Source organism: Zongyangia sp., from assembly GCF_965361945.1.
Window position 1 is genome coordinate 1 of sequence record NZ_CBDTOK010000062.1, and the last position, 25,018, is coordinate 25,018.

General features: G+C 50.3%; 22 protein-coding genes. 14 read left to right on the top strand and 8 right to left on the bottom strand.

The window, feature by feature from the left end; genetic code table 11:
• A partial coding sequence (gene spoIID, locus ACZ25G_RS03765; RefSeq protein ID WP_463681594.1) for a stage II sporulation protein D occupies positions 1-1,019 on the bottom strand: 1,019 nt, incomplete at its 3' end.
• A 323-nt stretch (positions 1,020-1,342) separates the two neighbouring features.
• On the opposite strand from spoIID, the gene ACZ25G_RS03770 reads away from it, so the two are divergent.
• Together ACZ25G_RS03770 and ACZ25G_RS03775 are read left to right on the top strand one after the other, a co-directional pair.
• Positions 1,343-2,725 carry a citrate/2-methylcitrate synthase gene (locus ACZ25G_RS03770; protein ID WP_224771829.1) on the top strand — a complete coding sequence of 461 codons (1,383 nt, stop codon included), beginning with the start codon at positions 1,343-1,345 and terminating at the stop codon, positions 2,723-2,725.
• Between the two features lie 19 nt (positions 2,726-2,744).
• Positions 2,745-3,635 carry a hypothetical protein gene (locus tag ACZ25G_RS03775; RefSeq protein ID WP_463681595.1) on the top strand — a complete coding sequence of 297 codons (891 nt, stop codon included), beginning with the start codon at positions 2,745-2,747 and terminating at the stop codon, positions 3,633-3,635.
• A gap of 125 nt (positions 3,636-3,760) precedes the next feature.
• Here ACZ25G_RS03775 and ACZ25G_RS03780 read toward each other — a convergent pair whose 3' ends face one another.
• Positions 3,761-4,942 carry a sensor histidine kinase gene (locus tag ACZ25G_RS03780; protein ID WP_463681596.1) on the bottom strand — a complete coding sequence of 394 codons (1,182 nt, stop codon included), beginning with the start codon at positions 4,940-4,942 and terminating at the stop codon, positions 3,761-3,763.
• 427 nt (positions 4,943-5,369) lie between these two features.
• Here ACZ25G_RS03780 and gap point away from each other — a divergent pair, with 427 nt between their 5' ends.
• The 6 genes from gap (at position 5,370) to ACZ25G_RS03810 (ending at position 13,055) form a co-directional block, all read left to right on the top strand.
• Positions 5,370-6,389, top strand: a complete 1,020-nt coding sequence (gene gap, locus ACZ25G_RS03785) for a type I glyceraldehyde-3-phosphate dehydrogenase (protein WP_191482850.1) — start codon at positions 5,370-5,372, stop codon at positions 6,387-6,389.
• 334 nt (positions 6,390-6,723) lie between these two features.
• The gene (glgB, locus tag ACZ25G_RS03790; RefSeq protein WP_191482849.1) at positions 6,724-8,727 is read left to right on the top strand and encodes a 1,4-alpha-glucan branching protein GlgB; all 2,004 of its coding nucleotides are present in this window, start codon (positions 6,724-6,726) and stop codon (positions 8,725-8,727) included.
• 27 nt (positions 8,728-8,754) lie between these two features.
• Positions 8,755-9,966 carry a glucose-1-phosphate adenylyltransferase gene (locus ACZ25G_RS03795; protein WP_191482848.1) on the top strand — a complete coding sequence of 404 codons (1,212 nt, stop codon included), beginning with the start codon at positions 8,755-8,757 and terminating at the stop codon, positions 9,964-9,966.
• Positions 9,967-9,969: 3 nt separating this feature from the next.
• Complete coding sequence (gene glgD / locus ACZ25G_RS03800; RefSeq protein ID WP_342681107.1) at positions 9,970-11,091, top strand: glucose-1-phosphate adenylyltransferase subunit GlgD; 1,122 nt, start codon at positions 9,970-9,972, stop codon at positions 11,089-11,091.
• A 73-nt stretch (positions 11,092-11,164) separates the two neighbouring features.
• Positions 11,165-12,592, top strand: coding sequence for a glycogen synthase GlgA (glgA, locus tag ACZ25G_RS03805; RefSeq protein ID WP_342681106.1), 1,428 nt, complete (start codon positions 11,165-11,167; stop codon positions 12,590-12,592).
• Between the two features lie 61 nt (positions 12,593-12,653).
• Positions 12,654-13,055, top strand: coding sequence for a hypothetical protein (locus tag ACZ25G_RS03810; protein WP_463681597.1), 402 nt, complete (start codon positions 12,654-12,656; stop codon positions 13,053-13,055).
• Positions 13,056-13,183: 128 nt separating this feature from the next.
• On the opposite strand, the gene ACZ25G_RS03815 is transcribed toward ACZ25G_RS03810, so the two are convergent.
• Positions 13,184-13,882, bottom strand: coding sequence for a helix-turn-helix domain-containing protein (locus ACZ25G_RS03815; RefSeq protein WP_463681598.1), 699 nt, complete (start codon positions 13,880-13,882; stop codon positions 13,184-13,186).
• Between the two features lie 126 nt (positions 13,883-14,008).
• Here ACZ25G_RS03815 and ACZ25G_RS03820 point away from each other — a divergent pair, with 126 nt between their 5' ends.
• From ACZ25G_RS03820 to ACZ25G_RS03830, 3 genes are all read left to right on the top strand, one after another.
• Positions 14,009-14,680: a histidine phosphatase family protein gene (locus ACZ25G_RS03820; protein ID WP_463681599.1), complete on the top strand. Its 672-nt coding sequence runs from the start codon at positions 14,009-14,011 to the stop codon at positions 14,678-14,680.
• 3 nt (positions 14,681-14,683) lie between these two features.
• Entirely contained in the window at positions 14,684-15,229 is a 546-nt protein-coding gene (locus ACZ25G_RS03825; protein ID WP_463681600.1) for a cob(I)yrinic acid a,c-diamide adenosyltransferase, read from the top strand.
• Positions 15,230-15,290: 61 nt separating this feature from the next.
• A complete protein-coding gene (locus ACZ25G_RS03830) occupies positions 15,291-16,190 on the top strand; it encodes a DUF975 family protein (protein ID WP_342681102.1) in 900 nt (299 codons plus the stop codon).
• A gap of 96 nt (positions 16,191-16,286) precedes the next feature.
• On the opposite strand, the gene ACZ25G_RS03835 is transcribed toward ACZ25G_RS03830, so the two are convergent.
• Entirely contained in the window at positions 16,287-16,526 is a 240-nt protein-coding gene (locus ACZ25G_RS03835; protein ID WP_191482841.1) for an AbrB/MazE/SpoVT family DNA-binding domain-containing protein, read from the bottom strand.
• 228 nt (positions 16,527-16,754) lie between these two features.
• Here ACZ25G_RS03835 and ACZ25G_RS03840 point away from each other — a divergent pair, with 228 nt between their 5' ends.
• Positions 16,755-17,384: a nucleoside recognition domain-containing protein gene (locus ACZ25G_RS03840; protein ID WP_463681601.1), complete on the top strand. Its 630-nt coding sequence runs from the start codon at positions 16,755-16,757 to the stop codon at positions 17,382-17,384.
• 11 nt (positions 17,385-17,395) lie between these two features.
• Positions 17,396-17,908, top strand: a complete 513-nt coding sequence (locus ACZ25G_RS03845; protein ID WP_463681602.1) for a spore maturation protein — start codon at positions 17,396-17,398, stop codon at positions 17,906-17,908.
• Positions 17,909-17,952: 44 nt separating this feature from the next.
• Here ACZ25G_RS03845 and trpS read toward each other — a convergent pair whose 3' ends face one another.
• Both trpS and ACZ25G_RS03855 read right to left on the bottom strand, forming a co-directional pair.
• The gene (trpS, locus tag ACZ25G_RS03850; RefSeq protein ID WP_463681603.1) at positions 17,953-18,981 is read right to left on the bottom strand and encodes a tryptophan--tRNA ligase; all 1,029 of its coding nucleotides are present in this window, start codon (positions 18,979-18,981) and stop codon (positions 17,953-17,955) included.
• Between the two features lie 14 nt (positions 18,982-18,995).
• Positions 18,996-20,183, bottom strand: coding sequence for an aminotransferase-like domain-containing protein (locus ACZ25G_RS03855; protein ID WP_463681604.1), 1,188 nt, complete (start codon positions 20,181-20,183; stop codon positions 18,996-18,998).
• Between the two features lie 297 nt (positions 20,184-20,480).
• Between ACZ25G_RS03855 and ACZ25G_RS03860 the strand changes: the two genes are divergently transcribed.
• Positions 20,481-22,808 (top strand): SpoIIE family protein phosphatase, encoded by a 2,328-nt coding sequence (locus ACZ25G_RS03860; RefSeq protein ID WP_463681605.1) that lies wholly within the window; start codon positions 20,481-20,483, stop codon positions 22,806-22,808.
• A 185-nt stretch (positions 22,809-22,993) separates the two neighbouring features.
• Here the strand turns inward: ACZ25G_RS03860 and fba are convergent, their stop codons facing one another.
• Together fba and ACZ25G_RS03870 are read right to left on the bottom strand one after the other, a co-directional pair.
• Positions 22,994-23,932 (bottom strand): class II fructose-1,6-bisphosphate aldolase, encoded by a 939-nt coding sequence (fba, locus tag ACZ25G_RS03865; protein WP_191482835.1) that lies wholly within the window; start codon positions 23,930-23,932, stop codon positions 22,994-22,996.
• Between the two features lie 134 nt (positions 23,933-24,066).
• Positions 24,067-24,900: a DNA-3-methyladenine glycosylase family protein gene (locus ACZ25G_RS03870; protein ID WP_463681606.1), complete on the bottom strand. Its 834-nt coding sequence runs from the start codon at positions 24,898-24,900 to the stop codon at positions 24,067-24,069.
• Positions 24,901-25,018: the final 118 nt, after the last annotated feature.

Below are 25,018 nucleotides of genomic sequence, written 5' to 3' on the forward strand. Positions count from 1 at the left end.
ACCAGTTCCACCCCTGTGTAATAATGGGTGAGAATTTCGATATAGTCGCTGCCCTGCCGGGCCATATAGTCGGCCCCGTATTGGCTGAGTCCCACTCCATGGCCATAACCTTTGACAAGGAAGGTGAAGTTTCCATTTTCATAGGATACGGTGAAATTGGGGGAACGAAGCCCAAACAAATTCCGCACCTGGGAGCCGTTGAGGGTTTGATCTCCTACGGAAATGGAAAGTACGGTGCCGCTGTCAGAGAGGGAATCGGTCTGAAACCACTTTTTTTCACTGGGATCCAGCTGGATTTCAGGGTAGGCGGTGGCCAGAATCTGCTGCACCTCCTCTTTTGAAAGGATAACGGCAGATTCATAGCCTGGGGCAATGGCGTCTCCGCTGCTTTCCACGCTTTTGAGATAGTCGCAGCTGGAGGTCCAGATATTCTCACTGTTCTCGGTCATACCGGGAGAAATGGCATGATAGGCTGCCACAATGGGGTAGTCGTCGTAAGCCAAGCCAATGTGGAGCACCTGGTCTACGGCCTCCTCAATCTTTCCATAATACAGGTCAAAGTTGTCCCCAAAACGCTCTTTGGCCTGCTGCTTGGTCACATATCCCCGCCAGTTGCCGGGATCTGCGGAAAAGTCGGCGCCTTTGAGGGATTCGTCTGGGGCCTGTTTCTGCTGATCCCGCAGCCGTAGGGCATAGGTGTGGGCTGCCACCGCCTGGGCCTTCAGCGCTTCGGTGTGAAAGGTAGGGGGCATTTCAGCACAGACAGCGCCAATGACATATTCCCGTTCCGAGACCTTGTTTACTTTGCCGGTACTCTCGTCCAGAATCTGGAAATAGCCGTCGCTGTGCCATACTCCGGCCTCGGCCAGAGTAGCCAGGGAATCATCTTCTTGGGCTTGCGTATCCGTTTCAATGGAGGCGGACTGCCCTTCGGAGGAAATGGCAAGTCCTGCTTGATCCACATCCGGCGAAGGGCTGGATATCCCAACCAGCGCCAGCATGGGGATGGTAAAAAGCATAAGGGAGAGCAAGCATACAAAACAAATCTTCCATTTGAACATCAAAGATCCCTTGCCTTTCATTTTGATGAGGCTTTTATTGAAAGAACATGAGTAGGAATCCTTCATAAAATGCGAGAAAATAATGCGATTTCTCGGAAGAATGCCTAAAATTCGAGGATAGTTTGCATGATTAGATAGACGATTATGCATATTCTTAAGCGAAAAACAGGAAAATTGTTGACTTTATTATAGGGTGGGGATAAAATATTTTTATAAAGTTTGACAGGCCCGCCCTGACGGCGGGCCTTTGTATAAAATAAAAATAAGGAAGAATGGAGTGGGTGAGTGCATTGGATAAGAGCCAGAATGAAAACCTTCTATGGAGCCAGTATGCGGATCGGCTTTGCGGAGAATATCGGGAGAACAATCGGATTGCCCCGGAGAATTATGAGCGCATTGATGTCAAGCGGGGACTGCGCAATGCTGATGGAACCGGCGTGGTAGCGGGGCTGACCCAGATCTGTAATGTACACGGCTACGTCATCGACGAAGGGGAAAAAGCCCCCATCGACGGGGAGCTGACCTACCGGGGCATCAGCATCGGTGACCTGATTGACGGATGCACCAGGGAAAACCGTTTTGGTTTTGAGGAAACCATCTACCTGCTGCTGTTTGGCTGTTTGCCCACCCCAGAGGAGCTGCATATCTTTACCCAGATCATTGCCCAGTATCGGGAACTGCCTGACGACTTTGTGGAGGATATGATTATCAAGGCGCCCTCCCCCAACGTGATGAACAAGTTGGCGAGAAGTGTCCTTGCACTCTATTCTTATGACGACACCCCTGAAGATAATTCCTTAGAAAACGTACTGCGTCAGTGTGTCCAGCTCATTGCCAGGCTCCCCAACATCATGGTGGCCGCCTACCAGGTCAAGCGCCGCAGCTACGACCACAAGAGCATGTACTTTCATATCCCCAAGGAAAGCCAGAGTATCGCGGAGAGCATCCTGTATACCTTGCGTTCTGATAAGCGCTTTACCGACGAGGAGGCAAAGCTTCTGGACCTTTGCCTGATCCTTCACGCTGAACACGGCGGCGGAAACAACTCCACCTTTACCACCCGGGTGCTGACTTCTTCCGGCACCGACACCTATTCGGCCATTGCCGCCGGTATCGGCTCCCTCAAGGGCCCCCGCCACGGCGGCGCCAACCTAAAGGTCATGGAGATGCTGGAATATATCAAGGAAGGCGTAGAGAATTGGGAGGATGAAGAGGAGGTGCGGGAATTCCTCCGCCGGATCCTCCAGCGGAAAGAGGGGGACGGCTCCGGCCTGATTTATGGCATCGGCCACGCGGTGTATACAAAAAGCGATCCCCGTGCTATAATATTAAAACGCAATGCCAAGCGGCTGGTGGAAGGAGGCCCCTTTGAGAGGGAATTCCATCTGCTGCAGCTGGTGGAAAAGCTGGCCCCCGGCGTATTTGCCGAGGTGCGGGGAAGCAATAAGCCCCTGTGCGCCAATGTGGATCTATATTCTGGTATGGTCTACAAAACGCTGGGCATCCCCCAAGATTTGTTTACCCCCCTCTTCGCCGTTTCCAGAATGCCGGGATGGTGCGCCCACCGGCTGGAGGAGATGACCACCAACTCCCGCATTATGCGGCCGGCATACAAAAGCATTGCGGCGGCCCAGAAGTATGTGCCGCTGGGGGACAGAAAATAAGGTTCGGAGCTGATTTGTCTTGAAATTTAAGGCTTCCCTTTGGTTCTTTTTGCTTTCTTTTCTTATGTTGATGCCGCTGCGGATTTACCTCTGCCTTTCATCCATTGACCAAGAAACTGGGTTTTATCTGCGGGAACATCCCCTAGGGCTCATTTTTAACATCACATGGATTGCGGTGGTATTGGCGTTGGCCATCCTGCCCCATATAGGCAGAGAGGAGAGCCGTCATCCGGTGCCGGCAGGCAATAAGCTGACCGGTGCTTTAGGCCTGCTCCTGGGCTTTCTGATGATTGTGGACAATGTGTCCAGTGGTTTCGGGGATATGGGAGGCTATCTAGGTACTCCGGGCAATATGCAGGCCCTTCTGTCGGCGGCGGCAGGTATTCTCGGTTTTATTAGTGGGCTTGCCTTGGTCTTTTATGGGATGCTGACCCTGTTTGACAGACCGGTGACCGGGATGGTAGCGCCTCTTATGATGCTGCCTGCGGTGTGGTGTGTGCTCAGGCTGATGTACTACTTTTTGTCCTTCACCAACATCGTCACCATCTCCAACCGACTTCTCCTCATTGTCTTCTTGGCGGTTGCTGCGATGTTCTTTCTGGGTCATGCCCGTGTGGTTACCAAGGTGGGCAGCGGCCGGGGACTCAAAGGCGCCGTGGCCTATGGTTTCGGTATGGGACTCACCGGGCTGATTTACACCGTTTCTAGAATCATTGCTTCTCTGGTAAGCAGAGATGGGGCTTATGATCCGTTTTCAATGGAAAACCTGCTGTTTTTTGTCTTGGCACTGTATGGAGCGGTGTTTGCCCTCTACTCGGTGCAGCAATATTACCGCTCGCTTTCCAGAAGCCAGCAGCGGACGCAGGCTCTGCAGAAATGGGACGGTGTAGAGGAAATGGACGATTTATAAAGCAAAATAAAAGCAGCCGTCTAAAAACGGCTGCTTTTTTTATATCGAGTATGATAAGATGCGACATTTTTTGTCAGAAAGACCGGAAGATATCGCATATCATAGAATGCGGGAATTGGGCCTTACTAATTCCTGAAGTCAATGAGGTCGGAAAAAATCACATTGACAGGAGAGAATTTGTCCTGAAGATAATCCAGGGAGGAAGCCTGGACATATTCAGGGTATTCACCGGTATCCCGGATGGGAATGGTGAAGATTACGGTGGTGCCGACGTGCTCCTTGGAATCGAGGGCGACGGTGCCACCGTGTTCTGTAATGATGAACCTGACCAGGGAAAGACCAATGCCTGCGTCGGCATAGAGCTCACCAGCCGGGTCGAAAGAAAAGTAAGGATCGAATACCCGAGGGATATAATCGGCGGGGATTCCATATCCTTGATCTTTCACAGATATAATGGCTTGTTTCCCGCTTACCGTACAGGTGAGGGAAATTTTGTTGTCTTCTTTGGTAAAGCGACAGGCATTAAGCAAAATATTGAGAAGAGCAACAGACAACTTTTCAGGATCGATCAGGGTGATGATCGGACATTTGGGAACTTCAAAGAAAAAGGGGATATCCAAAGTTTTGATCATCATGGCACAGGCTTCGCAGATATTTTTGATAAATCCCGCCAGATCGGCCCGTTTAAGGCTTAAAGAACTCAGCCCGTTGGTATAGCGGGTGAGTTCTGTTATATTAGAACAAGCCCGTAGTAATTTGTAGCACATTTTGCGGATGCGGCCCAGCATCTGACTCGATTTGGGATCTTCCAGAAAGGGAGGACTCTGGGAAAGCATGGATACGATAGAAAAAATGATGTGGACAGGATCCCGGATCTGCGTGTTAAGTGTGTTGATGAGAATATCTGTCGTCGATTGGGCAAAAACGGTATCTTTAGCGACTGGGATGGTAGGAGGATGGTCGAACACGCAAAGAGCAAACAGAAAATGTTCCTCTTCCATATAAGGAAGAAAGCGCAGGACCGTTTGAGGGCCAGCAATGGAAGGAACAGAGAAGTCTACGGCTTTTCCTTCTAAAATATTTTTGGCCAGTTCTTCGCTGCCGCTGGGGATCCATTGGTGAAGGCCTCCGGGGACTTTCAGGCAGGGATGTACCTGATCCGCCACATCGTTGGTCCATAGGATATTGAGACCATTGTCAACCAAAACCGCAGGCAGGGTAGAGTGCTGATAAAGCCGTGTCACTGTGTCCATACTTCTTTGCAGGGAATCTGACACATCGGTGGATGTTGTATACAGAAAGATCACCTCCTTTTACCCAATTTCTATTATATACTTGTCCCTTATCAGATGTAAACTAGATTTGTCGAATTATGTAGAAAAACATCGAAATTCGGAGGAATGGGAAAAACTGTAAATGTAGGAAGGTAATCGACAGTTCCCGCTAAAAAGAACGGTTAGACGACCAAACCGACAGGTTTCATCTCTTAGCATTTTTTACGCTGTATATTAAAGTGCCGCAAAACTTAGTATCTCCCCAAAAAGGGAAAAAACCGGTGGAAATATCTGACCTGAGAATTTGTCGTCATTTTCACAAACTGCCGGAAAAGTCCGGGAAAAAGCGACAAAAATTGTATGAAGTTTTTGCATCTTTTCGGGGAGAAAGGCTTGTATCTTTTTTTGATTTGGTATAAAATATGACATGGACACTAAAATACTTAGGAGGAACTTACCTATGGCAATTAAAATTGGTATCAATGGTTTTGGCCGTATTGGAAGACTGGTTTTCCGTGCAGCAATGGCTCAGCCTGAGAAATTTGAGGTTGTGGGCATCAACGATCCTTTCATCGACAAGGATTACATGGTTTACATGACCAAATATGACACCATGCACGGCAAATTTGACGGCACTGTTGGCGTTGAGAATGACAAATTCACCGTCAACGGCAAAGCAATCGAAGTTTTCGGCTGCATGAATCCTGAAGAGATTCCTTGGGGCCAGGTAGGCGCAGAGTATGTTGTTGAGTCCACCGGCGTGTTCACCACCACCGAGAAGGCTTCTGCGCACATCAAAGCTGGCGCTAAGAAAGTTGTCATTTCTGCTCCCGCAAAGGACAAAGACACCCCGACCTTCGTTATGGGCGTTAACGATGACAAATATACCAAAGATATGCTGGTTGTCTCCAATGCTTCCTGCACAACCAACTGCCTGGCTCCTCTGGCCAAAGTAATCAACGATAAATTCGGCATTGTTGAAGGCCTGATGACCACTGTTCACTCCACCACTGCTACCCAGAAGACTGTTGACGGTCCTTCCAAGAAGGATTGGCGCGGTGGCCGTGCTGCAGCTGGCAACATCATTCCTTCCTCCACCGGCGCTGCAAAAGCTTGCGCTCTGGTTATCCCCGAAGTTAAGGGCAAACTGACCGGTATGTCCTTCCGTGTTCCCACTCTGGACGTTTCCGTTGTTGACCTGACTGTCCGCCTGGAGAAATCCACCACTTACGAGGAGATCTGCGCTGCTGTCAAAGAGGCTTCCGAAGGCTCCATGAAGGGTATCCTGGGCTACACCGATGAAGATGTCGTTTCTTCCGACTTCCTCACCGATCCCCGCACCTCCATCTTTGATGCAAAAGCAGGTATCATGCTCAACCCGAACTTTGTCAAGCTGGTTTCCTGGTATGACAATGAGTGGGGTTATTCTAACAAGGTCCTGATGCTGATTGCACGGATGGCTGAAGTTGACGCAAAATAACTTCGTTTTTTAAAAAGGAGCGCTGCGGCGCTCCTTTTTTATGCAGTGAAATGGAAATAAATTACATTTAAAGTAATTATATCCAACTGATTTCGACATAGGAATCGTTATATAATAAATAGGCTTTTTTAATTTTTGTGTTTAGATAAAATTGGGGGTCCAATAGTGGAAAAGTAAACCGGTGAGATGCTCGAAAATGGGCTTTCTTATTTGGCGAAAATCAACAATTTTGTTATTTTGTCATATAGATTATTAAGAAATTTTACACAATGACCAATTGAAATCACTTTAGAATGCTGTTAGAATAAAGATAATAGCAAAGGGGGAGAGAACGATGGCCAATACATCTAAAAAGAACAATGTGCCGCTCTATTTCTTCCATCAGGGCACCAACTTCAAAGCCTACGAGTATTTGGGTGCCCATCCGGCCAAACGGGGGCGTTCTGAGGGCGCGGTTTTCCGCACCTGGGCCCCCAATGCCCAGAGCGTTTCTATTGTCGGGGACTTTAATGACTGGAATCCTGAGAAGCACCCGATGAAAAAACTTAACGATGCGGGCACATGGGAGGGTTTTGTCCCCCGGGTCAAACAGTTTGATACCTATAAATACTGTATTATCACCCCCCAGGGCAAACAAATCCTCAAGGCGGATCCTTACGCCTTCCACAGCGAAACCCGCCCCTACACCGGTTCCAAATTTTATGATATTTCCGGCTTTGTATGGGGGGATGAAAAATGGATCCAAGCCCAAAAAGAGGCAAACCACTATCAGCAGCCCATCAATATTTATGAGATGCATTTTGGCTCCTGGAGGCAGAAGGAGAACGGAGATCCATACGCCTATGATGAGCTGGCGGAGCAGCTGGTGCCCTATCTTAAGGAAATGGGCTATACCCATGTGGAACTGATGCCCTTGGCGGAATATCCCTTTGATGGCTCCTGGGGATACCAGGTGACAGGATACTATGCCCCTACCTCCCGTTATGGGGAGCCCAAGGGTTTGATGTCTTTTATCAACACTCTGCATAAAAACAAAATCGGCGTCATTATGGATTGGGTCCCGGCCCACTTCCCCAAGGACGAGCACGGCCTCTATGAATTTGACGGCGGTTACTGTTATGAATACAGCGATATTCAGAAGCGAGAGCACAGCCATTGGGGTACCCGCATTTTTGACTTTGGGCGCAATGAGGTTATCAGCTTTTTAGTTTCCAACGCTATGTTCTGGGTAGAAAAGTACCATGTTGACGGCATCCGTGTAGATGCGGTAGCGTCCATGCTCTACCTGGATTATGGCAAGGAGGACTGGGAGTGGACGCCCAATGTCAACGGCGGTCGGGAGAACCTGGAAGCCGTGGAATTTCTGCGTACCCTCAACAAAGCGGTTCTTACGGAGCATCCGGAAGTGATGATGATCGCCGAGGAATCTACGGCGTGGCCTTTGGTCACCAAACCAACCTTTGTAGGGGGATTGGGATTCAATTTCAAATGGAACATGGGCTGGATGAACGACATGATTGCCTATATGTCCTTGGATCCCTTGTTCCGTTGCTATAACCACGACAAGATCACCTTCAGCCTCTGCTATGCCTTTGCGGAAAACTTTATCCTCCCCATCTCCCATGATGAGGTGGTCCATGGCAAATGTTCCCTCATCAATAAGATGCCGGGGGAATATGAGCAGAAGTTTGCCGGCGTCAGGGCTTTCCTGGGCTATATGTACTCTCATCCGGGAAAGAAGCTCCTCTTTATGGGGCAGGAATTCGGCCAATTTATTGAGTGGGATTACAAGAAGGGTTTGGACTGGATGCTGCTGGACTATCCCATGCATCAAAAACTGCGGGATTATGTCAAGGAGCTCAACCACTTCTATCTGAAAACAAAACCACTGTGGCAGGTGGACGACAGCTGGGATGGTTTCACCTGGATTTCTCACGATGACAACACCCAGAATATTATTGCCTTCAGGCGCATAGATGAGAAGGGGGACGAGATTGTCGTCGTCTGTAATTTCGCCCCTGTCAAGAGGGAGCATTACCGTATTGGTGTTCCTGATTACTGCAGCTTTAAGGAGCTGTTAAACTCCGATGATGTCCGTTTTGGCGGTACCGGAGTTTCAAATAAAGAACCTGTCAAGGTGGAGGACATTCCTCTGCACGGCTATGAAACCTCAATGGAAATCACGATTCCCCCGATGTCCACCGTTTACTTTAAAGGCCTGCGCAAGAGAAAACGGTCTAAGGTAAAGGTGTCGGCGGTACAGGTGAAGGATGAGAAAAAGCCGGCCAGGAAAAAGAAAAAGGAATCTGCAAAACAGGAAGACCCGCAAGCCCAATAGATGTTAGGAAAGATTGGAGGCTATCATATGTTTCGCAAAAAGGAAATGATCGCAATGCTTTTGGCGGGCGGACAGGGCAGCCGGCTCTATGCGCTGACCAGAAACCTGGCCAAGCCTGCCGTACCTTACGGTGGAAAATATCGGATTATTGATTTCCCGCTGTCCAACTGTGTCAATTCAGGAATTGATACAGTTGGCGTACTGACCCAGTATCAGCCCTTGGTCCTGAATGAGTACATCGGAAATGGACAGCCCTGGGACCTGGACCGGATCAACGGCGGCGTCTATGTGCTGCCCCCGTACCAGAAGAGCAAAGGCTCCGACTGGTATACGGGAACAGCGAATGCTATCTATCAGAATATTCCCTTTATTGAGCGGTATGATCCGGAGTATGTGGTTGTTCTCTCCGGCGACCATATTTACAAGATGGATTATTCCAAGATGCTCGCTTACCACAAGCAAAACAATGCCGACTGCACCATTGCAGTACTGGAGGTCCCCATGGAAGAGGCATCCCGCTTCGGCATCATGAACTGCAATGAGGATATGAGCATCTACGAATTTGAGGAAAAACCACCGGTGCCAAAGAGCAATTTGGCGTCCATGGGTATTTACATCTTCACCTGGTCCAAGATGAAAAAATATCTGGAGGAGGATGAACAGGATCCCAATTCCTCCAAGGACTTCGGGAAAAACATTCTGCCCAAGATGCTGGCGGATGGCCAACGGATGTTCGCTTGGCCCTTTGACGGGTACTGGAAGGATGTAGGAACCATTGATAGCCTGTGGGAAGCCAATATGGACCTGCTCGATCCCAATGTTCCTCTGGATCTGCGGGATCCCAGCTGGAGAATCTATGCAAGAAACCCCATCATGCCTCCCCATTACATAGCCAAAGGCGCGGTCGTACAGGATTCCATGGTGACCGAAGGCTGCAAGATTGAGGGAACGGTGGACTTTTCCGTCCTCTTTGCCGGTGTCACGGTAGAGCAGGGCGCTGTCGTTCGGGACAGCATCGTCATGCCAGGATCTGTGATTAAGGCGGGCGCAGTGGTGGAATACGCTATTGTAGCGGAAGACTGTGTCGTCGGCGAAGGCGCCCATGTAGGCAGACGGCCAGAAGAAACGGAAGACAAGGACGCTTGGGGTGTAGCGGTCATCGGCGCTGGAGTAAGAATTGGCGCTGGCGTGCAGGTTGGCCCCAAAGCGATGGTTGAACGGGATATTTTGGAGGTGTAAGCGATGAGGGACAACAGAGTACACGGTATAATCTTTTCCAATATGCACGATCACGCCCTCAGTGAACTGACAGAAAAAAGGACCATGGGTTCTATTCCCATCGGCGGCAGATACCGGCTGATTGACTTTATCCTGTCCAACATGGTCAATTCCGGTATTTCCGACATCGGCGTGGTGACTAAAAGCAACTACCAATCCCTCATGGATCATCTGGGCTCCGGCAGAGAATGGGATCTGGCCCGCAAAAAGGGCGGCCTTTGTATCCTGCCCCCCTTTGGACATGCAGGCTCGGGTATCTATCGGGGCAAACTGGAAGCCCTTCACGGAATTCTCGGTTACATACGTCATTCCCAGGCCAAATATTTTGTCCTGGCGGACTGTGACGTCATCGCTAACATCGATCTGAAAAAGGCTGTTGACCAGCATGTGGATACAGGGGCGGATGTGACAATCCTGTATAAGAAGGGGCTGAATATGCCGGAGACGGTACAGGAGTCCACTGTATTTGAAATCGACGATACCGGACGGGTAACCGATGTATTTATCAATCCCCAGACCTCTGGAGAGTGCAATATCAACCTGAATATGTACATCATCTCCAAAGACCTTTTGGAGAAGGTGATTACAGAGACTTCCAGCCGTAACCTCTACAGTTTCCGCAAGGACTTTTTACAGGCCAGTGTGGGCAAGCTCTGGTTCCAGGGGTATGAAGTGAAGGAGGAAGCTCGGAAGATCAACTGCATGAAGAGCTACTATGAGGCCAATATGGCCATGTTCGATGAGGACCTGAGAAATTCCCTGTTCCTCAAAGACCGCCCCATTTATACTAAGGTCCGGGATGAGGTGCCCACCACCTATGGCCTTAGCGCCAAAGTTTCCAACTCCTTGGTGGCCGACGGTTGCGTTATCGATGGAGAGGTGGAGAATTCGATTATTTTCCGTGGCGTCCAGATTGGAAAGGATGCCAAGGTGAAAAACTCCATTGTCATGCAGGGTACCACCATTGGAGAGAAGGCAAACCTGGACTATGTAATTATCGACAAGGACGTTACAGTCAGCGACAGCCGGATGCTCATGGGCTTTAGCACCTATCCCATCTTTATTTCCAAGGGAAGCATTGTATAAGACAGAGCTAGCAGGGTAAACCGCAATGATGCGGTTTACCCGTCGCTGTATCATCGTGAGAGGGGCGCGGAAAATGAAAATATTGTTTGCAGCAAGTGAAGCATTCCCATTCATGGCGTCGGGAGGTCTGGCAGATGTAGCGGGTTCTTTGCCCAAGGCGCTGTATAAGGACGGCCAGGACTGCCGGATTGTCATGCCGCTGTATGGAGATATCCGCAGTGAGCTGAAAGAAAAAATGAAGTATATTACCAACTTCACAGTTCCCCTCGCCTGGAGGCGGCAGTACTGCGGCGTCTTTGAGGCCCAGGTAGACGGTGTCACCTATTACTTCCTGGACAATGAGTACTACTTTAAGAGAAAGGGAATCTACGGTTTTTATGACGATGCGGAGCGTTTTTCCTTCTTCGCCAAGGCCATTTTGGAGATGCTCAACTACATCGACTTTGCGCCGGAGATTATCCACTGCAATGACTGGCAGACGGCATTGACACCGGTGTATCTCAACCTTTATTTCCGGCATAATCCCAAATTCCAAAACATCCGTACCGTCTTTACCATCCACAACATCCAGTACCAGGGCCGGTATGGCATGGAGATTGTGGAGGACGTCATGGGAATTCCCAAATACGCGGGCAGCATGGTGGAGTTGGAGGGCTGCTCCAATATGATGAAGGGTGCCATTGAGCAAAGCGATATGGTCACCACCGTCAGCCCCACCTACGCCTGGGAGATTACCGACCCCTGGTTTTCCCATGGCCTGGATGAGCTGCTCCGCCGGTACAACTACAAGCTGACCGGTATCCTCAATGGCATTGATGGGGATGTTTATAATCCTGAGACGGATCCCAACATTGTCCAAAACTACTCCGTCAAGACGGTGAGCAAGAAAAAAGTGGACAAAAAGGATTTGGTAGAAAGCTTTGGCCTGGAATACAAGGAAGAGATCCCGGTCATCGGCATGGTAGGCCGGATGGTAGCCCACAAAGGGCTGGATCTGGTCAAATATATCTTTGAAGATATGCTCCGTATTGGGGTGCAGTTTATCATCCTGGGCTCTGGCGACTATATCTTTGAGAATTTCTTTAATGAAATGCAGGCCCGCCATCCCCAGCAGGTAGGAGTAAAGGTTGGCTTCATTCCTTCTCTGGCCCGAAAGATTTATGCGGGAGCGGATATGTTCCTTATGCCCTCTAAGAGCGAGCCCTGCGGTCTGGCGCAGATGATCGCCCTTCGTTACGGCACCATCCCCATTGTCCGGGAGACCGGAGGCCTGAAGGATTCCATCAAAGACCTAGGTGGGGAGGGTGGCAACGGCTACACCTTTAAGACCTATAATGCCCATGATATGCTGGGCGCGATTCAGCGGGCGGTCGGCCTTTACCACTACCATGACAAGTGGAAAGACGCGGTGGTGAATGCCATGAAGTGCGACTTTAGCTGGGCCCGCTCTGCCGGAGAGTATATCAAAGTTTATAAACGGGTGCTGGGTATCAACGACTAGCTTGCTCTGATGGAAAAAAGTTCCCCAGCCCGGCGCTGGGGTGGAAAGGGGAGGACAGGGAATGGATATCAAACAAAAGCGCTGTCTTGTGTCTCTGGTACTGCTTCTTGGATCGGTGGTGCTGATGGCGCTACCCTTGGGCGCGGTGCTCACTTTCGCACCTAGTCCCACCGAGCGGGTCGAGCGTACCTTTTCCTACTTTGATTTTGGTGTCTTCGGCATGTCGGGCAACCCCTTTCCCTTTCTCACAGCCCTGTTGGCGGCGGCCGCCGTCCTGGTGACCCTATGGAATCTGCTGGGAAAGAAGGAGTCCCTCAAGCGCAGACTGGCCGGATGGATGTTGACTCTGCTCGGTCTGGGGTCTTCTCTAGCTGCCCTGTTGCTTTTGGGGACTGGGAACTGGGTGAGCATCGGGATTTCAGTCCTATTGTTTTTTGCCACTTTCTTCCAAAAGCCGGCATAAATACTATGATATTACAAAACCCCCGCTGGGAAAGCGGGGGTTTTTTTATCAATGATTTGTGACCAAAACGTTAAATGGGACGGGAAAACTTTATTTTCCCGGAAGAAGATGGTAGAATAAACAGGAGGCTATTTCTTTCCGCCCTGAATCTTGGATTCTGAATTTTGAATCAGGTTGAGCAGAGATGACGCAAACATAGGATAACGCCGTGAAATTTCCTCAGTGGTGAGGGATAGAGCTTCAATATTTTCCAGCGGCGCCACATCAGGGACATTCTCGTTGTCAATGCTAGCCTGGAGCCTTGCTTCGCAAGATTTCATGGCCGCGTCGGTAATATCCCGCGCCATAGATTTGGGTACGGTAAAAAGCCCTGCCTGGTTTCTCGGATTGGCGCTGTAAAGAGAGCGGAACATCTTATAAACCGCAAGCATGAGATAAGAGGATACCTCACTGACCACAGTTTTATTTTTGGTCAGGGATACCATGTCAAAGAGGATGTTGAGAGAATTGGACAGCAGTTTTTTATTGAGAGTAGGTAGAATGCTTCCTTTGATCTGATTTTCCTTCCCCAGCGCGTCGGGATCGGGAATATCCTCCACCGAGAGGGTAGCGCCGCTGCGGTCAGGGGAGCGGCCCAGCAGATAGTCGCAGGAGACATGATAATAATCAGCGCACCGGATGACAAAATCCAGTCCGCATTCCCGGATGCCCTTCTCATAGTGGGACAAAAGCGCCTGGGAAATTCCCAGATCACCAGCGGCCATTTTCTGGCTGATTCCCCGTTCTTTGCGAAGAAGCGTCAATATTCGCGGAAAGTCGGCATTCACCTAAATCCCCCCTCAACACCATCAATACATGTAGTAAATTATATTACAGGAGATACCTTTTGTAAAGACGTTTTTGCAAGGAAAATGTCGTTTTGTAAAAATAAATAAGTCCAGGGAGAGAAAATTATGATAACTTACAAGATCCATTTTATCCGCCATGGTCTTACCCAGGCCAATAAGGACGGCCGTTACATCGGCAGGACCGATACTCCCCTTTGTACAGAGGGGATGGATGAGCTGCGGTCCCTCAAGGAAACCTATGCGTATCCGAAAGTGCAGAAGGTATATACAAGTCCACTTCTCCGGTGCCGTCAGACGGCGGAGATCCTCTATCCCGATCATTGGACCCAGGTTGTAGAAGGGTTCATGGAATATGATTTTGGCGAATTTGAGGGAAAAACACTGGCGGATCTCAAGGACGACGAGAACTTTAAAAAGTGGCTGACCAGCGGATTAAAGACCACATTGCCCGGTGGGGAAAACGGAGAGGATTTCCTTCGCCGGATCGTTTTGGGGCTAAGCGGCGTGTTTGAGGATATGATGAAAAACAAGCTGACCTCCGTTGCCGTGGTGACCCATGGAGGCGTGATCTCCAGCCTGCTTGCGGGAGCAGGGGTTCCCAAGCGGGAGGCCATGGACTACGCAGTGGACAACGGCCGCGGTTTTACTATTGTAATGACCCCTCAAATGTGGATGCGGGACCGTTGCTTTGAGGTGTTTGACGTAGTACCCAAAGGGGAGAGAATCGGCTCCAATGTTGGGGCTTTTGACCAGTTTATCACATTGGAGGAGAAGTGATCGATGCCCGATCTAAAGAAAAAAGCGCCGGAGGGTCTGGTTCATCTCTATATCGGGGATGGAAAAGGAAAGACCACCGCAGCGGTAGGCCTTGCGGTCCGAATGGCGGGAGCCGGGAAGAAAGTCCTGTTCTTTCAGTTTTTAAAAAGCGGAGAAAGCAGCGAGATAGCTTCTCTGCGCCGGCTGGGCATAGAAACCGGCCATACCCCCAAGGTGGGAAAGTTTACCTGGCAGATGACGCCGGAAGAACTGGCTCACTGTCAAAAGGGGGTGCAGGTGTGCTTCACCCGCGTAAAGGAAGCGGCCTGCGATGGCACTTACGGCTTGGTGGTCCTTGATGAGATTTTGGACGCCGTAGGCTGTGGCATGCTGGAGGATGATTGGCTCCAAGCCCTTTTACGTGAAAAGGCCCCTGCTACCGAGGTGGCCCTTACTGGGCGGAACCCTTCCCAAGAGGTGGAAGAACTCTGTGACTATATTTCTGAGATCAAATGCATCCGCCACCCCTATCAAAAGGGGATTACAGCCCGCAAAGGCGTGGAATACTAAGCAAAAGGAATGCCGATAGGAAAGGGGGCCCATAGGCCAAGCCCATGGGATGATGAGGACTATGCTGAGAAGAAAAATCAAAACAGACGCAAAAACGGCGCTGTGCAATAACTGGGGAAAAGCCATCTGCATCATGCTGGTATTTCTGGCGGTATGGGTGCTGTTTGCCCTGTTGGAGTCGGTGATTTCCGTTGCACTGGGCTTGCAGAGTTTCCAGCAGATGTTTGCTTTAGAGGGGCTCCCGCCGGAGCATTTAAATACAACGCAGATGCTTCTATCAGTAGCGATGCTGGTGCTTTCTTTTTTGGTGCTGGCGCCCCTGACCACAGGAATGATCCAGTGGTATTATCGGTTGACAGAGGGAGAAAGTGAGGAGATCTCTACCATTTTCTCCATGTTCTCCACTGCAAAAATATATTTTAAGACCCTCTGGCTTCATCTGAATTTGACAGTGCGCGTCTTATGTTGGACGGTATTGTTAACCGGGCCTGGCGCGCTGGTCTTCTGGTGGGGATTGCGCACTTTGGGACGGGTTACAAACGATATGGGCAAAGCACTTGCCGTCACGGGCATGTTTTCTGGTCTTGTCCTTCTTGTACTAGGAATCATCTTTCTGTTAATTTTATCCACAAAATACCTATTGGCCTTGTTCCTCTATGTGGAAAGTCCCGATGTAAAAATTAGCGCCGCCATCCGTGCCTCCCGCCATTACACTCGAGGGCATCGGCTGGAGCTGTTTGCATTTTTTGTGTCTTTCCTGCCCTGGTATTTGCTGTGTATTATTCTTGTTCCCCTGCTGTATGTGGTTCCATATCTAAGTTGTTCTATGGCCCTTTATTCCAGATATCTGATCCAGTTGGGGCGCAACCGAGAGATGGAGGCCACCAAGGCATATGAGGCGCCGATTTATACGGAGGCGCCGGTAGTGGATGTCCATGACTTCGATGAAGAAAATGAATAGGGATAAAAATGAAGGCAGCCGAAAACGGCTGCCTTTTTGCATTTACATTGAGGATGAGCATAGACTTCACATCCTAGGGGAATTTTCCTGCAAAGCCTATTTTTTCAGTTCTTCCAAACAATTTTTGCAGATATTTTTCCCTTTGAAAGAGACGACATCGCTTGCGTTGTTGCAGAAAATGCAAGCGGGTTCGTATTTTTTCAGAATAATCTGGTTGGTATCCACATAAATTTCAAGTGCATCTCTCTCGTTAATATCCAGGGTTCTGCGCAATTCAATAGGCAGAACAATACGACCTAATTCGTCAACCTTCCGCACGATTCCGGTTGATTTCATAGTTTTTTCCTCCTTTTGACGTTTCTTACACCGATTCTGATGTTTTTGCATTTGCCTGCCCCTTAAATATAGCGGATTTTTGTAAATTTGTCAAATAATTACAACGATTTTTTTGAAAAAATTCATTTTTTATCAATGGAACCCTGTCTGAATGCAAAATATTGACCGGCTATTTTTGTAAAAGATAGACAGAAATTATCTAAAAAACCACATTTTGGGGGGATTACTATGATGAGCTGGATCTTTTGTATCCTGGTAGGGCTGTCATTTTTATTTGGGGCCTTGACGGGGCGGATGCCCCAGGTATCCCAGGCAGCAATCAGCTCCTGCTCGGAGGCGGTACAGCTGGTCATTACCCTCCTGGGAACCATGTGTCTCTGGAGCGGACTTATGAAGGTGGCGGACCAATGCCGGATTACCGACGGACTGGCACGGCTCTTTTCTCCCCTCAACAAGCGTATCTTTAAAGGATTGGATCAAAAATCCAAAGCAGCTAAGGCCATCTGCATGAATATGGCAGCCAATCTGCTGGGCCTTGGGAACGCCGCCACCCCTTTAGGGCTGACAGCGATGAGGGAACTGGAAAAAATTTCTCCCCAGTCTGGAGTGGCCAGCAACCATATGGTGACATTTGTGGTTCTCAACACGGCTTCTCTCCAGCTGATTCCCACCACCATTGCCGCTCTGCGCCTGGAGATGGGCTCTCAAGCCCCCTTGGATATTCTGCCAGCCGTATGGGTTACCTCCTTGTGCTCCATTGCGGCAGCCCTTTTTGCAAGCCGGATCTTTGGCATGCTGACCGGAGGCGGTAAAAAGGGAAAAAAGGAAAAAAGAAACAGGCTGAAACCAGCGGCTTAGGGGGAAGGAGTATGACGGATTACATCATACCGGCCATCATTGTTTTCATTGTGGTTTACGCCCTCATCAAGGGCGTCCCGGTTTTTGATGTTTTTATTTCAGGGGCAAAGGAAGGCTTTGGAACGGCAGCATCGGTGTTGCCGGCGCTGATCGGTCTGATGACTGCCATCGGTATGTTTAAAGCCTCCGGAGCCCTGGATATGCTGACCGCCGCTATAAGGCCCTTGGCCCAGATGGTCCACATTCCACCGGAGGTGGTGCCGCTGGCCATCGTCCGGCCTATTTCTGGATCAGGGGCGCTGGCTGTGTTTCAGGATATCCTCAAAAGCTATGGGCCGGACAGCCTCATCGGCCAGGTAGCCAGCGTCATGCAGGGCTCTACCGAAACCACCTTTTACACCATTGCTGTCTATTACGGAGTCACCAAAGTACAGCGCACCCGCCATACCCTGGCAAGCTCTTTGGTAGGAGACGTGACCGGATTTTTTATGAGCGCTCTCACCGTCCAGCTGATCCTTCGATAGAGATAAAAGAGCACCGGGCCATGGCCCAGTGCTCTTTTATTTGTTTATTTGATGAATCCAACCTTTTTATAGACCTTATCCAGCACCCGCTGGGAGATGGCCAGAGCCTGCTGGGCCCCCTTCTGGTAGCAGTCTTCTAGATAGGCTTTGTCCTTCATCAGCGCGTCAAAACGCTCCCGGACAGGGCGGAGGTGCTCGGCTACCGCTTCGCCAACGGCAACCTTAAAGTCCCCATAACCCTTGCCGGAAAACTCGTTTTGAATTTCTTCCAACGTTTTTCCGGTGACCACACTGTAAATGGTCATCAGATTGTTGATGCCGTCTTTGCCCTCCCGGTAGGCTACCTCCATTTCGGAGTCAGTCACCGCCCGTTTGAACTTTTTCACAATGGTTTCGGGCCGATCCAGAATAGAAATAAAGGCGTTGGGATTGGCGTCGGATTTGGACATCTTTTTGGTGGGGTCGGCCAGGGACATGATTTTGGCCCCCGCCTTGGGGATATAGGCGTCGGGAATGGTGAATACGTTGCCATAGACCCCGTTAAAGCGCTGCGCCACATCCCGGCAAAGTTCCAGATGCTGTTTTTGATCAATCCCCACCGGCACCAAATCCGCCTTGTAAAGCAGGATGTCGGCGGCCATCAGCACAGGATAATCAAAGAGTCCGGCGTTGATGTTATCGGCATACCGGGCGGATTTGTCCTTAAACTGGGTCATCCGGGAAAGCTCGCCGAACTGGGTAAAACAGTTAAGAACCCAGGTGAGTTCCGCGTGGGTTTTTACATGGCTCTGGATAAAGGTGATAGACTTTTCCGGATCGATGCCACAGGCTAGGATGAGCGCATAGGCCTCCAGGGTATTTTGCCGCAGCTTCTGAGGATCCTGGCGGACGGTGATGGCATGCATATTGACAATGGAATAGATGCAGTTGTAATCCTCCTGCAGGGTAACCCAGTTTTTGATGGCACCCAGGTAATTGCCCAGGGTCATGATGCCGGTGGGCTGAATGCCGGAAAAGATTACTTTTTTGCGGGCGGGAGTACCGCCTTCCGGTTGTTTGACAGTTTCGCTCATAGCAAAAAGCTCCTTTAGAACATTTCTTTGGTCAGCCGGCCTAAAATCTCACAGCCCTCAATGATCTTCTCATCGGTGGGAGTGGAGAAATTCATACGGAAAGAGGTGGTCGGATCGGTGGCCTGTGCCATAAAGGCATTACCCGGCACCATGGCCACGCCGTTTTCTACAGCCTTCTGGCAGAAGCCGAGCATATCGCTGCCCTGAGGCAGGGTGCACCAGAGGAAAAGCCCACCCTCCGGATTGGTATGGGCCACATTGGGGCTGAAATGCTTGTCCATTTCAGAGATCATCAGTCCGCATTTTTTACGGTAAATCTCCCGCAGATTCGCAATGTGCTGATCAAAATCATACTCCGCCAAGAACCGCTCACAGATCATCTGGCTAAGGATGGTCGTATGTACGTCGGTGCACTGTTTGGCCACCACAATCTTGCCCATAAGATTTTTGTTGGCGACCAAGTATCCCACCCGCAGGCCGGGGGAGAGAACCTTGGAGAAGCTGCCGCAGTAAACGACCAGCCCATCCTCATCCAAGGTTTTGATGGCGGGTACATCTTCACCACGAAAACGCAGTTCGCCATAGGGATTGTCTTCTAAGATGATGACGCCGTATTTTTTGGCCAGGGCATAGACGGCCTTTCTCTTCTCATAGCTCATGGTAATGCCGGAGGGATTCTGGAAGTTGGGGATGAGGTACATGAGCTTGGTATTGGAATTTGCCTTCAGCGCTTCTTCCAGTTTTTCGATGTTGATGCCGTCTTGGTCCATCGCAACGCCCACCAGGTTGGCGTTATAGGAGCGAAGGGTATTGAGGGCTCCTACAAAGCTGGGGTTTTCCACAATAATGGTATCCCCTTCATTGCAAAGGCATTTGCAGACCAGATCGATGCCCTGTTGGGCGCCGGAAACGATGATGAGGTCGTCGTCTTCCCCCATGACGCCATACCGGCTGCGGCACATTTCCTTCATCATGTCCCGCAGGGGAGGATACCCCTCGGAGATGGAATACTGAAGGGCACCGATGGGATTTTGTCCCATAATTTCAGCGGTAATTTTTTCTACCGCCTCACAGGGGAAGGCCTCAGGTGCCGGATTGCCCGCGGCAAAGGAGATGATATTGGGGTCAGCCGTAGCTTTCAAAATTTCCCGGATGGCAGAAGGCTGCAGCGCCTCCATTTTATCGGAAAATGTATAATTCATAGGGGTCATCCTTTCTGATAATTTAACAGAATATTATTACATTTATTTTATCACAATCCAGAACTGGTGAAAAGGGAATCTTTCACAATTTGATTTTCATAGCGTCCCTTCTTGATCGAAAAGACAAAATTTTCCCGCCTTTTAGGGCGATCACCGTCAAACAGACAAAAAAATCGGTGGGATTGTGACAAGGTTTTCCGCTGGGACAGGCTATAATTACATCAAAAGGAAATAATTTCCAAATAATCATCCTATGCTTTTGATTTCACATTTATTCCAGAAAGGGAGGGAGAACAGATGAAGAACATGCCAGCTACCGCTTCGGGAATTTCAGAGAAGATTTCTGACTTTCTACGGGAACATCGGATGGTTTTCCTGTTTCTGCTGACGGCGCTGCTGGGATATATTTTTGCCAATGCGGTGATGATTGAATCCATCGCTCCTTTTGGGGTGGCATTTGCCGCCGCCATGAGCTATGATTACGCCATCGCAGCTTTTGCGGGGACCCTCATCGGTTACTTGGTACCAATCACCAGCGATTCCAGCATGAAATATGTGGTGGCAGTACTCATTGTCATCGGCGTCCGCTGGACCCTCAACAAGATTCGGCCCTTGCGCCGCAACATGGCGTTTTCCTGTGCGGTAGCGTTTGCCGCCTTGTTTGCCACCAACATCCTGGCCATGCCCCAGATCGAGATTTTCTCTGTCATCATGGCCTTCGCCGAAGGAGCTCTGGCTGCCGGCAGCACCTATTTCCTCGCCAAGGCCCTGGAGCTGATGGATACCACCAAGAGCCTGCGGGAATTTTACAGTGCCAGCGCGCCCTGTCTCATGATCTCCCTGGGGATATTGCTCATAGCTCTGGGATCTATGCAGATTGGCGGATTTTCTATCGGTCGGATGATATGTGTCCTGGTGACCTTGATTGCCGCCTTTTCCCTGGGTGGACCGGGCGGAGCGGTTACAGGTATCTCAACCGGTGTTGCCATGGGGCTCATTAGTCAGCAGTACGGACATCTGGTCATGTCCTATGGTTTAGGCGGCCTTCTGGCGGGGGTCTTTTCCTCCTTTGGGAGGGTGGCCTCCTGCGGCATCTTCATTGTGGTCAACGCGGTCAGTGCCTTGGTCTCCGGCGCAGGCCTGGATGTCTATTCCACCCTTTATGAGGTCTTTGGCGCCACGGTTGTTTTTATGTTCCTTCCGGCTTCTGTTTTTACCTCGGTCCGGGAGCTTGCCCAGCCCCATGTGGATCCTAACCGGCTGCTGGACATCAAAAATATTGTGGCAGGCAGGCTGCACTTTGCTTCCACTGCCATGACGGATATTGCCAAGACGACCCGGGCGGTGTCGGACAAGCTGACCAAACTGAGCGCCAGCGACATCAGCACCGTCTACAATCGGGCGGCGGATAAGGTCTGCGCCCGGTGCGGGATGAACGCTTTCTGCTATGAAACCAATTATATCAACACCATCGATGCCTTTAACAACATGGTAGCAGGGCTCAAGGAACAGGGCAGTGTTTCCAAGGAGGATGTGCCAGAGCATCTGGTCAAACGCTGCTGTAAGCTGGAGGAGCTTTTGGAGGAAATTAATCATAACTACAGCCACTATCTGACCGAGGCGGCCATGGGCAGAAAGGTGACCCAGATCCGCGGGGTGGTCACCGACCAGTTTGAGGGCATCTCCATGATGCTGGATGCCATGTCGGCGGAGATGGCGGATATCCGCAGCATTGATGGGGAGATGGTCAAAAATGTGACAGAGGTCATGAAGAAAAATGAACTGGAGCCGCTCTATGTCAATTGCTATGAGGACCGCTTTTCCCGAGTGACGGCGGAGGTGACCATCCGGGACCGGCAGCGGCATAGGATTTCAAAAAAGAATCTGACCATGGATCTGTCGGAAATCTGTGAGCGGGAGTTTGACTATCCGATTATCCAGAACGCCGATGACATGATCAAGCTCACCTTTATGGAAAGCCCCAACTTTGTGGCCAGATGGTCCATCGCCCAGCACAACGCGGGAGGGGCTAAGCTCTGCGGGGACGCCTATGACTGCTTTGTGGACAGCAAGGGCCGGGCCAATCTGATCATCAGCGACGGCATGGGCAGCGGGAAGCGGGCTGCGGTGGACGGCGCTATGGCGGCAAGGCTGATCTCTGAACTTCTGAAGGCAGGCGTTGACTACGACGCGGCGCTCAAGATGGTCAATTCCTCCCTGCTCATCAAATCCGGAGAAGAATCTCTGGCCACTCTGGACATTGTTTCCATCGACCTATTTACCGGCATTGCCCAATTTATGAAGGCAGGGGCCGCCCCCACCTTTGTGCGGCACGGAAATAAGGTGGTCAGGATAGAAAGCTCCTCCCTGCCGGCGGGGATTCTTATGGGCGTCGGTTTTGAGAAGAAGAGTATGACTTTGGGAGACAACGACCTGGTGGTTATGGTCTCCGACGGATGCCTGGCTCCTGACGAAGAGTGGATTCAGGCGGAAATTGAAACTTACGGGAGAAAGGATGCGGAGGAGCTGACCCAGAGGCTGATTACCCAGGCCCAAAAGCGGCAGCCTGATGGACATGATGACGATATTACCGTCATTGCCGCTAGAATTTCCCGGGTTTCCTAGATGATTTTTGCGATCCTCTTATTTATCGTATAGTTCCCCATGAACGCCAAGTTCATGATCCCTTCCCATCCCCTCTATACAGAAAGAAGGCTGCCTACGGACAGCCTTCTTTCTGTATCTGGAAAAGACAATAAGAAAAACCGGCGGACGATTGTCCGCCGGTTTTATTGGATCAGGAAATATTCTTACGCTTTGCCAGCGCAGCCCAGAACAGTATTGATCTTGTGGGCCACCATATCTTTGATAGCGGTACGGGCCGGGGCCAGGTACTGACGCGGGTCAAAGTGGCTGGGATTCTCAGCGAAGTATTTGCGGATGGTGCCGGTCATTGCTAGGCGCAGGTCGGAGTCCACGTTGATTTTGCATACCGCCATGGTTGCGGCCTGGCGGAGCATATCCTCGGGGATACCAATGGCGTCGGGCATCTGGCCGCCGTATTTGTTGATCATTTCGACAAATTCAGGAATGACGGAGGAAGCACCGTGCAGAACAATGGGGAAGCCGGGCAGACGTTTGCCGACCTCTTCGAGAATATCAAAGCGCAGCTGAGGTTTCTGGCCGGGTTTAAATTTGTAGGCACCATGGCTTGTCCCGATAGCAATAGCCAGGGAATCAACGCCAGTCTGCTCAACAAAAGCCTGAACCTCTGCGGGATTTGTATAAGAAGCATCTTCTGCGCTAACGTTAACTGCATCCTCGATGCCAGCCAGACGGCCGAGCTCCGCCTCTACAGTAACGTTATATTTATGGGCATATTCTGCTACCTTGTGTGCCAACTCAACGTTCTCCTCAAAGGGAAGGTGAGAACCGTCGATCATAACGGAGGTAAAACCGCCGTCGATGCAGTCTTTGCACAGCTCAAAGGAAGAGCCATGATCCAGGTGCAGGGCGATGGGGATGTTGGGGTTTTCCTGCACTGCGGCCTCTACCAATTTGACCAGATAGGTATGGTTGGCATATTTACGGGCGCCAGCGGAAACCTGAAGGATAACCGGAGCGTTCAGCTCCTGACAGGCTTCGGTAATGCCCTGGACGATTTCCATGTTGTTGACATTGAATGCGCCGATTGCGTAACCGCCGTCGTAGGCTTTCTTGAACATTTCCCTTGTATTTACTAATGCCATTGGAATCACTCTCCTACATGTTGATGTGATTTTATTATACCATAGTTTAGGAAAAGAACCAAGGAAAATCGTAGCTTTATTTAGACTTTTGACATAAAAATGTCAGGAATTTATCTGTCACTTCTGCTTAAAGTTTATTTTTGACCGAAGAGCTGGGGGTGGCAGCGGCTGTAGTGGAACAGATACTGCTGAGCGATGCCCTCGATGCCCTGGGTACAGGCAGGCAGCCCCTGGGGATACAGGGTGGTGACGCATTTTTTCATCCAAACGTCCATGGGGCAGCACTCCATCCGGCCAAAACCGTAAAGCAGCGCGCATTCAGCCACTTTGGGCCCCACACCATGAATCTGCATCAGTGTTTCCCGGGCCGTTTCCACATCCATGGTTTCCACCTGGGTAAGGTTAATCTGTCCGCTGGCCACCTTCCGGGCCGCATCCACCAGGTATTTAGCGCGAAATCCGCATCGCACCGGCCCAAGGTCATCGGGGGAAAGCTCCGCCAGCCGATGGGCGCTGGGAAAGGCGTATCCCCCTTCTACCGGTTCTCCAAATTGCTCGCATAGCCGGCGGACCAATCCTTTGATCCGCTTAATGTTGTTGTTCTGGCTGAGGATAAAGGAGCACAGGGTTTCCCAGTGATCCTGGTGAAGAATGCGGATACCGGGTGCAAAGCGGGCGGCTTCGGCCAAAATGGGGTTCTGGGAGAGCCGCTCCTTTAAAGCGCCATAGTCACGATCTAGGTCGAAGTAGGACCGCCATAAGGCATTGAAGTCCTCTGGTGTGATGTCAAAAAAGGATATAGTGTCGCCCTCTTGCGAAACCCGGCAATATTTTCTGAAGGCAATGCCGGAGAAGCTGCCATCTTCTAGCATCTCCCAACGGAAGCATTGACCGCAGTCTAGGGTTTGAGCGAGGTCAAAATCAGGACAATGGATTTTTACAACAGGTTCGGCCAAACATAGGGGCATGAATTCGATCTCTTTCTTTTTCTTTCGATGTTGATTTTTCAATTATAGCATGAAAACGACAGGATCACCATGTCCCTTCCAGCAATTGCCCCATTTGGATAGGGAATGACAGGAATGT